The sequence below is a fragment of the Streptomyces sp. NPDC039465 genome (genome assembly GCF_055639315.1).
Genome location: NZ_JBVKAP010000003.1, coordinates 112,092 through 125,137, shown reverse-complemented (window position 1 = coordinate 125,137; position 13,046 = coordinate 112,092). Strand labels below are relative to the sequence as shown.

The window sequence follows — 13,046 nt, the reverse complement described above, 5'->3', positions numbered from 1 at the left end:
AAAGCCGTAGGCTTTACCTATTAATTGACACGTGTTGAACTGACGCCGGAGAGCTCCTTGCCCAGTCCCTACCGCGCGATCTTCGCCGCCCCCGGCACGAAGGCGTTCTCCTTCGCCGGCTTCATCGGCCGGATGCCGCTGTCCATGATGGGCATCGGCATCGTCACGATGATCTCGCAGCTCACCGGGCGTTACGGGCTCGCCGGCGCGCTCACCCTCACCCTCGCACTGTCCGCCGCCGTGCTCGGCCCGCAGATCTCCCGGCTGGTCGACCGCTACGGCCAGCGCCGGGTGCTCCGGCCGGCCACGCTGGTCTCCGTCGCCGCCGTGTCGGGCCTGCTGCTCTGCGCCCAGCAGGGCGCCCCCGACTGGACGTTGTTCGTCTTCTGTGCCTGGGTGGGCTGTGTGCCGAGCGTCGGCGCGATGACCCGGGCCCGCTGGGCGGAGATCTACCGCGGCTCTCCGCGCCAGCTGCACACGGCGTACTCCTGGGAGTCGATCGCCGACGAGGTCTGTTTCATCCTCGGCCCGATCATCTCCATCGGGCTCTCCACCACCTGGTTCCCGGAGGCGGGCCCGCTGCTCGCCGCCGTCTTCCTGGTCGTGGGCGTCTTCACGCTGACCGCCCAGCGCTCCACCGAGCCGACACCGCATCCACGCGAGGAGCACGGCGGCGGCTTCGTGCTGCGCTCCCCCGGGCTCCAGGTCCTCACCCTGGCCTTCGTCGCCACCGGCGCGATCTTCGGCTCGGTGGACCTGGTGACCGTCGCCTTCGCCGAGGCGGAGGGCGAGAAGGCGGCGGCCAGCCTGGTCCTCGCCGTGTACGCGCTCGGCTCCTGCCTGGCCGGAGCGGTCTTCGGCCTGCTGCACCCCAAGGGCGAGCCGTCGCGCCGGTGGCTCCTGGGTGTCTGCGCGATGGCCGTGAGTATGATCCCCCTCCTACTGGCCGGGAACCTGCTGTTGCTGGCCGTGGCGCTCTTTGTCGCGGGCCTGTCCATCGCACCGACGATGGTGACCACCATGGCCCTCGTCGAGACGCACGTACCGCGCACCAAGCTGACCGAGGGCATGACCTGGACCGGTACCGGCCTCGCGATCGGCGTGGCGCTCGGCTCCGGGGTCGCCGGCTGGGTCGTCGACGCGCACGGGGCCGCGGCGGGGTACGCGGTGCCCGTCGTTTCGGGAGCGCTCGCGGTCCTGGTGGGGATCCTGGGGTACCGCCGGCTGCGCAGGCCGGCGCCGACTCGGGAGGGGCAGCGTGAGCACGAGCACGAGAGCGGGGAACAGCAGCACGTGGCGTAACTGGTCCGGTACGGTCACGGCCCGGCCGGTACGTGAGGCCACGCCGGCCTCCGTCGACGAGCTGGCCGAGACCGTGCGCCGGGCCGCCGAGGAGGGGCTGCGGGTCAAGACGGTCGGTACGGGGCACTCCTTCACCGCGATCGCGGCCACCGACGGCCTGCTGATCCGCCCCGAACTGCTCACCGGCATACGGCACATCGACCGCGACGAGATGACCGTGACCGTGGAGTCCGGCACTCCGCTGAAGCGGCTGAACATGGCACTGGCCCGGGAGGGCCTGTCGCTCACGAACATGGGCGACATCATGGAGCAGACGGTCGCGGGCGCCGTCTCGACCGGCACCCATGGCACCGGCCGTGAGTCGGCGTCGATCGCCGCGCAGATCCGGTCCCTGGAGCTGGTCACGGCGGACGGCTCGCTGCTGACCTGCTCGGAGAAGGAGAACCCGGAGGTCTTCGCGGCCGCCCGGATAGGCCTCGGCGCGCTGGGCGTGATCTCGGCGGTCACCTTCGCCGTCGAACCGGTCTTCCTGCTCACCGCGCGCGAGGAGCCGATGAGCTTCGACCGGGTCACCTCCGAGTTCGACGCGCTGCACACGGAGAACGAGCACTTCGAGTTCTACTGGTTCCCCCACACGGGCAACTGCAACACCAAGCGCAACAACCGCAGCGCCGGTCCCGCCGCCCCGCCCGGCCGCGTCAGCGCCTGGATAGACGACGAGCTGCTCTCCAACGGCATCTTCCAGATGGCCTGTTCCCTCGGCCGTGCCGTCCCGCGGACGATCCCCACGATCGCCAAGCTCTCCAGCCGGGCCCTGTCGGCCCGTACGTACACCGACATCCCGTACAAGGTGTACACGTCACCGCGCCGGGTCCGCTTCGTGGAGATGGAGTACGCCGTGCCGCACGAGGCGGCCGTGGCGGCGCTGCGCGAGGTGAAGGCGATGATCGAGCGCTCACCGCTGAAAATCAGCTTCCCGGTGGAGGTACGGACCGCGCCGGCCGACGACATCACGCTCTCGACCGCCTCCGGCCGCGAGACGGCGTACATCGCCGTGCATCTTTACAAGGGGACGCCTTACCGCGGGTACTTCACCGCGGTGGAGCGGATCATGACCGCGCACGGCGGCCGACCGCACTGGGGCAAGGTGCACACCCGGGACGCCGCCTACCTCACCGAGGTCTATCCGCGCTTCGGCGAGTTCACGGCGCTGCGCGACCGGCTCGACCCGGACCGGGTCTTCGGCAACGACTACCTGCGGCGGGTGCTCGGCGACTGAGACCGCTCACGGCGCCGCCTGCCCGCTGCCCTGAACACCCTGGGCGCCCGCGCCCTGTTCACCGCCGCCGGTGGACGGGGTGGGGGTCGGTGTAGGAGTGGGCGTCGGGGTCGGGGTGGGCGTCGGGTCGTCGCCGTCGGACCGGGACGGGGACGGGGACGGATCGGGATCCGGCGAGTGACCGCCCCGGCCATCGCTCGGGTCGGGATCGGGGGAACTCCCGTCCCCCGGGTCCGTCGTGGCGCCCTGCCCGTCCCGGGTGCCGCCCTGCTGCTTGTCGCGTCCGCCCTGGCCGTGCCCGGGCGGGTCGTCCGACGGCTTGTCCGCGCCGGAGTCGCCGCGTACGACCGAGGAGATCGTCGTTCCCCTGCCTCCGCTGAAGTCCTGACCGGAGATCAGTTCGTAGCCGGTGATGCCCGCCATCGTCACCAGGAAGACCACCCCGGCGGCGACGGCCGAGCGCTTCCACCCCCGTACGCGCGTGCCGTGCGTGGTCGCCTCGCCGAACTCCCCGTCGAGAGTGGCGACGCCGTCCGCCGACGGCCTGGGGCCGTCCCCCGGGGCGGCTGAACGCGGGGGTATCTGGCGGCCCTTCGGGCGCGCGGCCTGGACCGTCACCTCGCGTATCTGTTCACCGGTGCGTCTGAACACGTGCTGGAAGACCGAACCGCCGCAGGTGCGATGACACTGATCACGCCCGCGCCCAGGATCGTGCCGTACACCCCGAAACTGGAGGCGAGTTTGGCGGCCACAACCGCGGCGACGGCGCTGCCCGAGACCTGCGCCATGCTGAGATCGAGCCGTTTTTTCTTTTTCTCTTCTGTCCCGGCGTCCGGCTTCCGATCCATCCCCAGCCCCTGCATACCCATCTGTCCCACTGTGCACCCAGAAGGGACATATAGACGAAGGAAATGGTTCCGTTTCTGTCGATTCTGTGAAGGACGACACGTGCCACCGACACGGGGGCCCGTCCAACTCCCGTACCCCCGGAGAAGTTGGGCGGCGCGGCGGTCCACCCGGGTGGCCCGAATGGAGTACTGTGGCGAGCCCTGGGTCCGGACTCCCTCACGGGTGCCCGGGACGACGGGAGGGGGCCGAAAGCGGCACTCGAACCGGCGGCGCCGCGGCATCGCACGGACGCCCGCTGCTCAGAGTGACGGTCGGTCACTCTGCGTTGCAAACAGGTAACCGTGCCATAACGGCGTTCCAGGGTCCATGCCCGACACGCCGGGCAACTCGGCAAGGTTGTGGCAGGCTGCACCCGGGCAGGCCACACTCGACTAGCGGAAGCAGCGACGCACGTGACGTCGGCAGGCACCACCCGGGAGGTCCCCATGCCCGAACTGCGTGTCGTGGCCGTCTCAAACGACGGCACACGACTGGTGCTGAAGGCTGCTGACAGCACGGAGTACACGCTTCCGATCGACGAGCGGCTGCGCGCCGCCGTGCGCAACGACCGCGCGCGTCTCGGTCAGATCGAGATCGAGGTGGAGAGCCACCTCAGGCCCCGGGACATCCAGGCGCGGATACGTGCGGGCGCCTCCGCGGAAGAGGTCGCCCAGCTGGCGGGCATTCCTGTGGACCGGGTGCGGCGTTTCGAGGGCCCGGTGCTGGCCGAGCGCGCGTTCATGGCCGAGCGCGCCCGTAAGACCCCCGTGCGCCGGCCCGGCGAGAACACCGGGCCGCAGCTCGGTGAGGCGGTGCAGGAGCGGCTGCTGCTGCGCGGCGCCGAGAAGGACACCGTGCAGTGGGACTCCTGGCGCCGCGACGACGGCACCTGGGAGGTGCTGCTGGTCTACCGGGTCGCGGGTGAGGTGCACACGGCGAGCTGGACGTACGACCCGCCGCGGCGGCTCGTCCAGGCCGTCGACGACGAGGCGCGCGCGCTGATCGGCGAGACCGACGACACCCTGGCGGCGGCGCCGGAACCGAGCTTCCCGTTCGTGCCGCGGATCGCCCGGCTGCCCCGCGACCGGCCGCTGGACCGCGCCCTCGACCGGCAGTTGGAGCGTCCGGCGTCTCCTCCTCCGGAGGAGGAGACGAGCGAGCGGGACTCGCTGACGAGCCTGCTGGAGGCGGTGCCGAGCTTCCGGGGCGACATGGTCGTACCGGACCGCCCGACGACCGAGCCGTCGGCGGAGCCCGACCAGGACCCCGAGGCGGAGGAGCCCCCGGCCCCGGCCGCCTCGGCGGGCGCGGGCGCGGCGTACGCGGACGTCCTGATGCCCCGCGCGGTCAGCGGCCACCGCGACCGCCTGACCGGCACGACGGACCGCCAGGCGGAGGCGGACGGCGTCCGCCCGGGCCGCCGGGCGGCGGTGCCGAGCTGGGACGAGATCGTCTTCGGGACGCGGCGCAAGAAGCAGGAGTAGGCGACGCGTGTCCGTGCCCCCGGTGTTGGGGGCGCGGGGCGCGTGTCCGGGCGCTCAGGCAGGCGTGAAGCGGGTGTGCCGGTGCGCGGTCGCCACGACCGGATGACCGGCTGACTGGCACGACGGACCGCCAGGCAGAGGCGGTCCGCCCAGGCCGCCGGGCGGCGGTGCCGAGCTGGTACGAGCTCGTCTTCGGGACGCGGCGCGACGCGGGGCACGGACGGGCGCCGTCGCGTCGCGTGCTCAGCATCGCGCCTGCGGACTTCACGCGACAGGCGCGGGCGCGGGTCCCGCCGGCTGGGCCGCTTGATGAACCAGCCCGGCTCCTGGGCCCCAGCGCGCGCCTCGCGTGGGGGGACTCCAGTCGGCAGGGGTGCGCCCCGGCGGCTGCGCGGCGCCACACACCCAGCCCCGCTCCCAGGCCCCAGCGGCGCACCACGCACGAGGGGCACCTCTCCCCCACGGCGGCGCCCGCCACCACCCGCTTCGGAGACGCCCGCACGCTCGCGACGCTCCGACACCGGGATCCCGAGGACCACAGCCCCCGGGGCACGCCGCGCCGCATGGCTTCGCCTCGGCCTCCGGGTTCCTGGGGCCCGCGCCCGGACGCGGCCCTGCACCGCCCTCCGGCACCCCCCGCGCAGGCCCCGCCCCGGCCGCGCACCGCGCCCGTGTCCGGCCGCCCCGGCGGCGCGCCGCCCTCGTCCCTACTGCGGGTCCGGGCCCGTCGCCACCGGGCGGGATTCGTCCTGGGTCCATTCCGACCAGGAGCCCGCGTACAGCGACGCCGGGATGCCCGCCACCGCCAGGGCCAGCACCTCGTGGGCGCCGGAGACGCCGGAGCCGCAGTAGACGCCGACCTGGGTGTCCGGGGAGGCGCCCAGGGCGCGGAAGCGGTCGGTCAGGGCCTGCGGGGGCAGGAAGCGGCCGTCGGGGGCCACGTTCTCCGTCGTCGGGGCCGAGACCGCGCCGGGGATGTGGCCGCCGACGCGGTCGAGGGGCTCGACCTCGCCGCGGTAGCGCTCCCCCGCGCGGGCGTCGAGCAGCAGACCCGAACGGGCCAGCGCCGCCGCCGCGTCGGCGTCGAGCAGCCCGGTGCCCGGTACGGGCTTGAAGTCGCCCTCCTCGGGCGTCGGGATGTCCGTCGACAGCGGGCCGGTCCAGGCGGCGAGGCCGCCGTCCAGGACGCGTACGTCCTGGTGGCCGGTCCAGCGCAGCAGCCACCAGGCCCGCGCCGCCGCCCACCCCTGACCGCCGTCGTAGACGACGACCGGCACGTCCGCGCGTACCCCGGCCCGGCGCATCACCGCGCCGAAGGCGTCCACGTCCGGCAGCGGGTGGCGGCCGCCCGCGCCGGGGGTCCCGGCGAGCTCGGCGTCCAGGTCGACGAAGACCGCGCCGGGGATGTGCCCGGCCTCGTACGCCGCCCGCCCGTCGAACGGCGCGGCTCCGGCCGCCTTCGCCGTGCTGAGCTGCCAGCGGATGTCGAGCAGGACCGGCGGCCGAGCCCCGGCCGACTCGCTGAGGAGTTCGTCTGCGGAGATGATGAGGTTCATGGGTGCCATCCTCGCGCAGTGAGGCCAGTGAGGGACCGCGCCGGCCGGGGCGTCAACACCGCCACCGGCACTGTCACCGACGCAAAATCGGATGGATCTTGACTTTACGGGCAACAACTCCGCTGGATCGCGCCAAAAGCGGCGCGGCCGGGGAGCGGTTGGCGCCGGGTGGTGGAAGCATCTGCTCGGGACACGCGCCGTGCCGAACGACGGCGCGGTCCGGTCCCCCCGCACGGCCACCACGATGGTCCGAGGAGAGTGACGAATGACCGAGGCGACTCGGCGCGCGCCCGGCACCCCCTGCTGGGTGAGCCTGATGGTGCACGGACTTGAGGCGACCCAGAACTTCTACGCGCAGCTCTTCGGGTGGGAGTTCCGCCCCGGGCCGCAGCAGCTGGGCCCGTACGTCCGCGCGCTCCTCGACGGCCGGGAGGTCGCCGGGATCGGTCAGCTGCCGCCGGACCAGCATCTGCCGGTGGCCTGGACTCCCTATCTGGCCTCGGACGACGCCGACAAGACGACGGAGGCGATCCGGGCCTGCGGCGGCACGGTCGCGGTCGGCCCGCTGGACGCGGCGGAGGCCGGCCGGATGGCGATCTGCTCCGACCCGACGGGTGCGGTGTTCGGGGTCTGGCAGGCGGCCGAGCACACCGGCACGGCGGTGGCGGGCCTGCCCGGCACCCCGGTCTGGAACGAGCTGCTGACGCACGAGACCTCGATGGTCTCCACGTTCTACGAGACCGTCTTCGGGCATGAGGCCGAGGCGGTCGTCTCGGCCGACTTCGACTATGTGACCCTGCACGTCAAAGGACGCCCGGTGGCCGCCCTGCACGGCGTGGGTCACGCGGTGCCGCACGACCGGGGTGCCCACTGGATGACGTACTTCGAGGTGACCGACCCGGACGCGACCGTCACACTCGTCGAGGAGCTGGGCGGTCAGGTGCTGAAGCCGCCCCGGGAGGGCACCAGCGGCCGCGTCGCCACGGTGGCGGACCCGGAGGGCGCGGTGTTCACGATCGTACGGTCGCTGCCCTGAGCGTCGACGAAGCCGACGTCAGGCCGAGGTGACCGGCAGGACGTCCGGGGAGAGGGCGCCCGCGTGGGCGGCGGCGCTGGTCATGCGGCGGCGGTGGTGGCGCCGGCACAGCACCTCGTAGCCGACCTCCTCCGCGGGCCGGTTGACGTCGCCGACGACGACCTGCTCGCCCTCGACGACCATCTCGCCGCCGACCGTACGGGCGTTGTGCGTGGCGCGCGCCCCGCACCAGCACATGGCCTCCACCTGGAGCGTCTCGATCCGGTCCGCCAGCTCGATCAGCCGCTGCGAGCCCGGGAAGAGCTTGGTGCGGAAGTCGGTGGTGATCCCGAAGGCGAAGACGTCGAGACCCAGGTCGTCCACGACCCGCGCCAGCTGGTCCACCTGCCGCGGGGCGAGGAACTGCGCCTCGTCCACGATCACGTAGTCGACCTTGCCGCCCTTCGACATCCGGTCGACGAGGTAGCCGTACAGGTCCATCCCCTCGGCCGCCTCGACCGCGTCGGTGACCAGGCCGAGGCGGGAGGAGAGCTTGCCCTCGCCAGCCCGGTCGTCGCGGGTGAAGATCATGCCCTGCAGGCCGCGGGCGGAGCGGTTGTGCTCGATCTGAAGAGCGAGGGTGCTCTTTCCGCAGTCCATCGTTCCGGAGAAGAACACCAGCTCGGGCATGGGAAGGTGACGGCCTTTCGGGTCTGGTCGGGTGGAGGGTGCGAGTGGAGTGTGCTCGGTGTCAGGAGCGTACTTCGAGCAGGGGGACGAGCTGCTCGGCGGGCGTCATGGAGCCGTGGTTGCCGACCATCTGCGACTCGTTCGGCTCGTTGACGGAGGCGATGATGACCACGTCGTCGCAGGCCGCGGCGACGACGTCGCCGATCCGGCCGTGGACGCGCTCGTCGACGGCCTCGCCGAACCAGCCGAGGGAGATGGCCTCCTCACGGCTCGCCACCCAGAACTGCTCGCCGAGCACCTCGCGCCAGCAGGTCAGCACGTCGGCCTCGGCCCCGGGGACGGCGTAGACATGGCGGGCCCGGCCCTCGCCGCCCAGCAGGGCGACCCCCGCGCGCAGCTCCCAGTCCTCGTCGAAGTCGATCCTGGACTGCTCGTCGAAGGGGATGTCGACCATGCCGTGGTCGGCGGTGACGAAGAGCGCGGAGCGCGGGGGGAGCTGTTCGGCGAGCCGCTGGACGAGCCGGTCGACGTGCATCAGCTGGCCGCGCCAGGCGTCCGAGTCGACGCCGAAGCGGTGGCCCGCGCCGTCGAGTTCGCTGTAGTACGTGTAGACCAGCGAGCGGTCGGCGGCGGCGAGCTGCTCGGCGGAGGCGTCCATCCGCTCCTCACCGGAGAGCCTGCCGTGAAACGTTCCGCCACTCAGCGCGATCTTGGTGAGCGGGGTGTCCCGGAAGGCCGGGGAGGAGACCTGCGCGGTGTGCACACCCGCGTCATGGGCCAGCTGGAAGACGGTCGGGTACGGCTGCCAGACCTTCGGTGACGTCCAGGGCCTCCAGCGGAGCTGGTTCATCAGCTCGCCGGTGTCGGGGTTGCGCACGGTGTAGCCGGGCAGGCCGTGGGCGCCGGGATGGCGGCCGGTGCCGACGGAGGCGAGCGAGGTCGCGGTGGTGGCCGGGAAGCCCGCGGTGATGGGCCGGCCGGTGCCGCCGCGCGAGGTCGCGAGGAGCGAGGTGAGGTACGGCGCCTCGTCGGGGTGCGCCTTGATCTGGTCCCAGCCGAGACCGTCGATCAGGAAGACGCAGTTGCGCTCGGCTGCGGTCAGCTCGGCGATCCGCGAGCCGCCGAGTTCGACGCCCTGGCCGGCGACGAGCGTCGGCAGCAGTTCGGCGAGGGATCCTCCGGCGTATTCGGGGACGGGTGCCGTGCGGAGGTCGAGGGGCTCGGGGTCCTGCCAGGCAGCGGGCTGCGCCATCAGCGGCCGGCTGCCGTCGCCGCGGTGGCCTCGGAGAGCGCCTGCGCGAAGGCGAGCGTCTGGCGCACGGTGTCGGGGCCGTCACCGGCCTCGCTGACCCGCAGGCTGAGGTCGTCGGCGGTGGAGTTGCCGGTGTAGCCGTGGTCGGCGTCGCAGTTCGGGTCGCCGCAGGCGGCGGGCTCCAGGTCGATACGGGAGACGGCGCCCCAGCCGATGGTCAGGACGACCTCGCGGGGCAGGGTGCCGGGGGTGTACGACTCCGGGTTGGCGACGACCCGGCTGACCACGACGGAGGAGATCCGGTCGAGCTTGACCGACTCGGTGGAGGTCGTGGCGTACGGCGTCGGGGAGGAGGTGTCCGCGTTCTGCTCGTCGGTGTGGCTGACGATGAAGCGGTTGGCCGTCAGGACGAGGACCGTGACATGGCGGCGGACCTCGTTGGCGTCGAAGGTGGTCTCCTGGTGCACCAGGTACGAGGCGATCGGCTCGCCGCCGACGGCGGCCTCCACCGCCTCGGCCACGAGGGCCGGGTAATAGCCGCTGCGCTCGATCGCCGCGCGCAGCCCCTGGGTCGTCGTACCGGTCTTCGCCATGGACTCCATCCTACGGGGCTGCGGGGCCTCGGCTGCCCTCGCTGCCGTCAGTAGCTGGGCAGCGTCCTCGGTCCGAGGTCGGTACGGGCGGGGGGCGGGGCGAGCCGTACGGTCGCGCCGAGCACGGACAGCCCCTGGGGCGCGACGACCACCGGTTCGAGGCCGATCGCGACGATCTCCGGGTGGTCGTCGACCAGCCGGGAGACGCGCAGCAGCAGCTCTTCGAGGGCGGCGGTGTCCACGGGTGCGGAGCCGCGCCAGCCGAAGAGGAGCGGGGCGGTCCGCAGGGACCGGATCTGTTCGGCGACGTCCCGGTCGGTGGCCGGGACGAGCCGGTGGGCGGTGTCCCCGAGCAGCTCGGAGGGGGCTCCGGCGAGCCCGAAGGAGAGCACGGAGCCGACGGCCGGGTCGATGGCGGCGCGTACGACGGTGTCGACGCCGCGCGGGACCATGGCCTGGACGACGGGCTGGAGCTCCTCGGCCTTGCCGAGGGTGTCGGTCAGCTCGGCGTACGCGGTGCGCAGTTGCTCCTCCGTGGCGAGGTCGAGCCGTACGCCGCCGAGGTCGGGCCGGTGCCGCAGGTGCGGCGCGGTCGTCTTGAGCGCGACGGGGAAGCCGAGCCGGGCCGCGGCGGTGACGGCGGTGTCGGGGGTGGGCGCGGGCAGGGTGGGCAGCACGTGGATGCCGTACCTCCGCAGCAGCTCGTGGGCGGCCTCGGCGGTGAGCGTGACGCCCCGCTCGTCCGGCGCGCTGCCGAGCGCCCGCTGGATCTGGGCGGCGGCCCCGGCCTCGTCGATCCCCTCGTACTCCGGCACCCGCCCGGGCTCGGCGACCTGCCGCCGCCACTGCCCGTACCGCACGGCCTCGGCGAGCGCCCGCACGGCCCGCTCGGCGGCGGGGTAGGCGGGGATGCGGGCGTCCCGGGGCGGGGCGGGGGGTTCGGCGGACGGGCCGGGGGGCGGGGAGGCCGGGGCGGGCGGTGCCTCTGTGACCCGGGGGACCTGGTCCTCGGGGGCCGGAGCGGTGGCGGGTGGTGCGGGGGTGGCCGGGCCCTCGGCCGTAGCGGCGGGCGCCGGGGTTCCCGCACCGGGCGCCCCCGGGGCCGTGCTCGTCGCCGCCGCCAGGGCCTCCGCCAGCTCGCCCATCTCCACGTGGACCACCAGCACCGGCTTGGCCGGGGACGTCGCGGCGGCGGCGCGCAGCGCCGTGGCGAGGACCTCGCCGTCGCCGGACTCGGTGACGCCGTTGTCGCCGACCCAGGGGATCGCCGTGACGACCACCGCGTCGCAGGCCTCGTCCGCCAGCGCCTGCGCGAGCGCCGCGCGGAAGTCGTCGGGGGTCGCCGCGGTCGTGAGGTCGCGGGGGCGCAGCGGGCGCAGACCCTCGGTGAGGCAGGCGTCGTACGTCAGCAGGCCGAGGGACTCGGAGTTGCCGAGGATGGCGACGCGCGGGCCGGCCGGCAGGGGCTGGCCGGCGAGGAGGAGGCCCGCGTCGACGAGTTCGGTGACGGTGTCGACGCGGATGACGCCCGCCTGCCGCAGCAGCGCCGCGACGGTGGTGTGCGGGATACGGGTGGTCGGGACGGCGTGCCCCGGCGGTTCGCTGCCGCTGTGCCGGGCGCCCTTGACGACGACGACCGGCTTCGCCGCGGCCGTTCGCCGCGCAAGGCGGGTGAACTTCCGCGGGTTGCCGATCGATTCGAGGTAGAGCAGGACGACGTCCGTGTCCGGGTCGTCGTACCAGTGCTGGAGCAGATCGTTGCCCGAGACGTCGGCGCGGTTGCCGGAGGAGATGAACGTCGACAGCCCCGCGCCGCGCCGGTGGAGCCCGGCCAGCAGGGCGATGCCGATCGCGCCCGACTGGGTGAAGAGGCCGATCCTGCCCGGGGCCGGACTCTCGGGCGCGAGCGACGCGTTGAGGCGGACGCCGGGCGCGGTGTTGATGATCCCGAAGGCGTTGGGGCCGATGATCCGCATGCCGTACGAGCGGGCTTGGCGGACGAGTTCGCGCTGCCGTTCGCGGCCTTCGGCGCCGCTCTCGGCGTAGCCGGCGGACAGGACGACCAGGCCCCGCACGCCGTGTTCCCCACAGTCGGCGACGGCCTGTGGTACCCGTTCGGCGGGGACGGCGACGACGGCCAGGTCGACCGGGTCGCCGATGTCGGCGACCGAGCGGGAGGCGGGGACGCCGTCGAGTTCGGTGACGTCGGCGGGCAGCGCCGCGTTCACGGCGTACGTGCGGCCCGTGTATCCGGCGGCGAGGAGGTTGCGCAGGACCGTGCGGCCGACCCCGCCGGGCGCGCGGCCGGCGCCGATGACGGCGACGGCGCCGGGGTTGAGGAGCCGCTGGACGGAGCGGGCCTCGGCGCGCTGTTCCCGGGCGCGCTGCACGGCGAGCGAGCGGTCGGTGGGCTCCAGGTCGAGGTGGAGGCGTACGGCGCCGTCCTCGAAGCTGCGCTTCTGGGTGTACCCGGCGTCCGTGAACACCTTGATCATCTTCTGGTTGGCGGGCAGCACCTCGGCCGCGAACCGCCGGATGTCCCGCTCGCGTGCCACCGCCGCGATGTGTTCGAGGAGGGCCGAGGCCACTCCCCTGCCCTGGTGCGCGTCCTGGACGAGGAAGGCGACCTCGGCTTCGTCGGCGGGGGCGCTGGCGGGCATGCCGCGCTCGTCGATCCGGTCGTAGCGGACGGTCGCGATGAACTCGCCGCCCACCGTGGCGGCGAGGCCGACCCGGTCCACGAAGTCATGGTGGGTGAAGCGGTGCACGTCCTTGGCGGAGAGCCGGGGGTAGGGCGCGAAGAAGCGGTAGTACTTCGACTCGTCGGAGACCTGCTCGTAGAAGCTGACCAGCCGCTCCGCGTCGTCGGCGGTGATCGGCCGGATCCGCGCGGTGCCGCCGTCGCGCAGCACCACATCGGCTTCCCAGTGGTCGGGATAGGCGTGCTCCGGCTGGTCCGACGGGGTCTGCATGGGCCCAGCGTACGG

11 protein-coding genes are annotated in these 13,046 nt (G+C 73.4%); 4 read left to right on the top strand and 7 right to left on the bottom strand.

Going from position 1 to position 13,046, the window contains the following annotated elements; translation table 11 throughout:
• Nucleotides 1-57 precede the first annotated feature (57 nt).
• Together ACZ7LT_RS11065 and ACZ7LT_RS11060 are read left to right on the top strand one after the other, a co-directional pair.
• Nucleotides 58-1,302 (top strand): MFS transporter, encoded by a 1,245-nt coding sequence (locus tag ACZ7LT_RS11065; RefSeq protein WP_471235723.1) that lies wholly within the window; start codon nt 58-60, stop codon nt 1,300-1,302.
• Nucleotides 1,259-2,581, top strand: coding sequence for a D-arabinono-1,4-lactone oxidase (locus ACZ7LT_RS11060; protein ID WP_471235722.1), 1,323 nt, complete (start codon nt 1,259-1,261; stop codon nt 2,579-2,581). Before ACZ7LT_RS11065 ends, ACZ7LT_RS11060 begins: the two co-directional genes overlap by 44 nt.
• A gap of 6 nt (nt 2,582-2,587) precedes the next feature.
• Here ACZ7LT_RS11060 and ACZ7LT_RS11055 read toward each other — a convergent pair whose 3' ends face one another.
• A complete protein-coding gene (locus ACZ7LT_RS11055) occupies nt 2,588-3,232 on the bottom strand; it encodes a hypothetical protein (RefSeq protein WP_471235721.1) in 645 nt (214 codons plus the stop codon).
• A complete protein-coding gene (locus ACZ7LT_RS11050) occupies nt 3,196-3,450 on the bottom strand; it encodes a hypothetical protein (protein ID WP_471235720.1) in 255 nt (84 codons plus the stop codon). Before ACZ7LT_RS11050 ends, ACZ7LT_RS11055 begins: the two co-directional genes overlap by 37 nt.
• A gap of 465 nt (nt 3,451-3,915) precedes the next feature.
• Here ACZ7LT_RS11050 and sepH point away from each other — a divergent pair, with 465 nt between their 5' ends.
• Nucleotides 3,916-4,953, top strand: a complete 1,038-nt coding sequence (sepH, locus tag ACZ7LT_RS11045) for a septation protein SepH (protein WP_471235719.1) — start codon at nt 3,916-3,918, stop codon at nt 4,951-4,953.
• Nucleotides 4,954-5,660: 707 nt separating this feature from the next.
• Here the strand turns inward: sepH and ACZ7LT_RS11040 are convergent.
• Nucleotides 5,661-6,509 carry a sulfurtransferase gene (locus ACZ7LT_RS11040; protein ID WP_471235718.1) on the bottom strand — a complete coding sequence of 283 codons (849 nt, stop codon included), beginning with the start codon at nt 6,507-6,509 and terminating at the stop codon, nt 5,661-5,663.
• A gap of 265 nt (nt 6,510-6,774) precedes the next feature.
• Between ACZ7LT_RS11040 and ACZ7LT_RS11035 the strand changes: the two genes are divergently transcribed.
• Nucleotides 6,775-7,545, top strand: a complete 771-nt coding sequence (locus ACZ7LT_RS11035) for a VOC family protein (protein WP_471235717.1) — start codon at nt 6,775-6,777, stop codon at nt 7,543-7,545.
• Between the two features lie 18 nt (nt 7,546-7,563).
• Here ACZ7LT_RS11035 and ACZ7LT_RS11030 read toward each other — a convergent pair whose 3' ends face one another.
• The 4 genes from ACZ7LT_RS11030 to ACZ7LT_RS11015 form a co-directional block, all read right to left on the bottom strand.
• Nucleotides 7,564-8,214, bottom strand: a complete 651-nt coding sequence (locus tag ACZ7LT_RS11030) for a thymidine kinase (protein ID WP_471235716.1) — start codon at nt 8,212-8,214, stop codon at nt 7,564-7,566.
• A gap of 61 nt (nt 8,215-8,275) precedes the next feature.
• Complete coding sequence (locus ACZ7LT_RS11025) at nt 8,276-9,466, bottom strand: alkaline phosphatase family protein (RefSeq protein WP_471235715.1); 1,191 nt, start codon at nt 9,464-9,466, stop codon at nt 8,276-8,278.
• A complete protein-coding gene (locus ACZ7LT_RS11020; RefSeq protein ID WP_471235714.1) occupies nt 9,466-10,059 on the bottom strand; it encodes a DUF5998 family protein in 594 nt (197 codons plus the stop codon). The genes ACZ7LT_RS11025 and ACZ7LT_RS11020 overlap by 1 nt, the downstream gene beginning before the upstream one ends.
• A gap of 47 nt (nt 10,060-10,106) precedes the next feature.
• Nucleotides 10,107-13,031, bottom strand: coding sequence for a bifunctional acetate--CoA ligase family protein/GNAT family N-acetyltransferase (locus ACZ7LT_RS11015; RefSeq protein ID WP_471235713.1), 2,925 nt, complete (start codon nt 13,029-13,031; stop codon nt 10,107-10,109).
• Nucleotides 13,032-13,046: the final 15 nt, after the last annotated feature.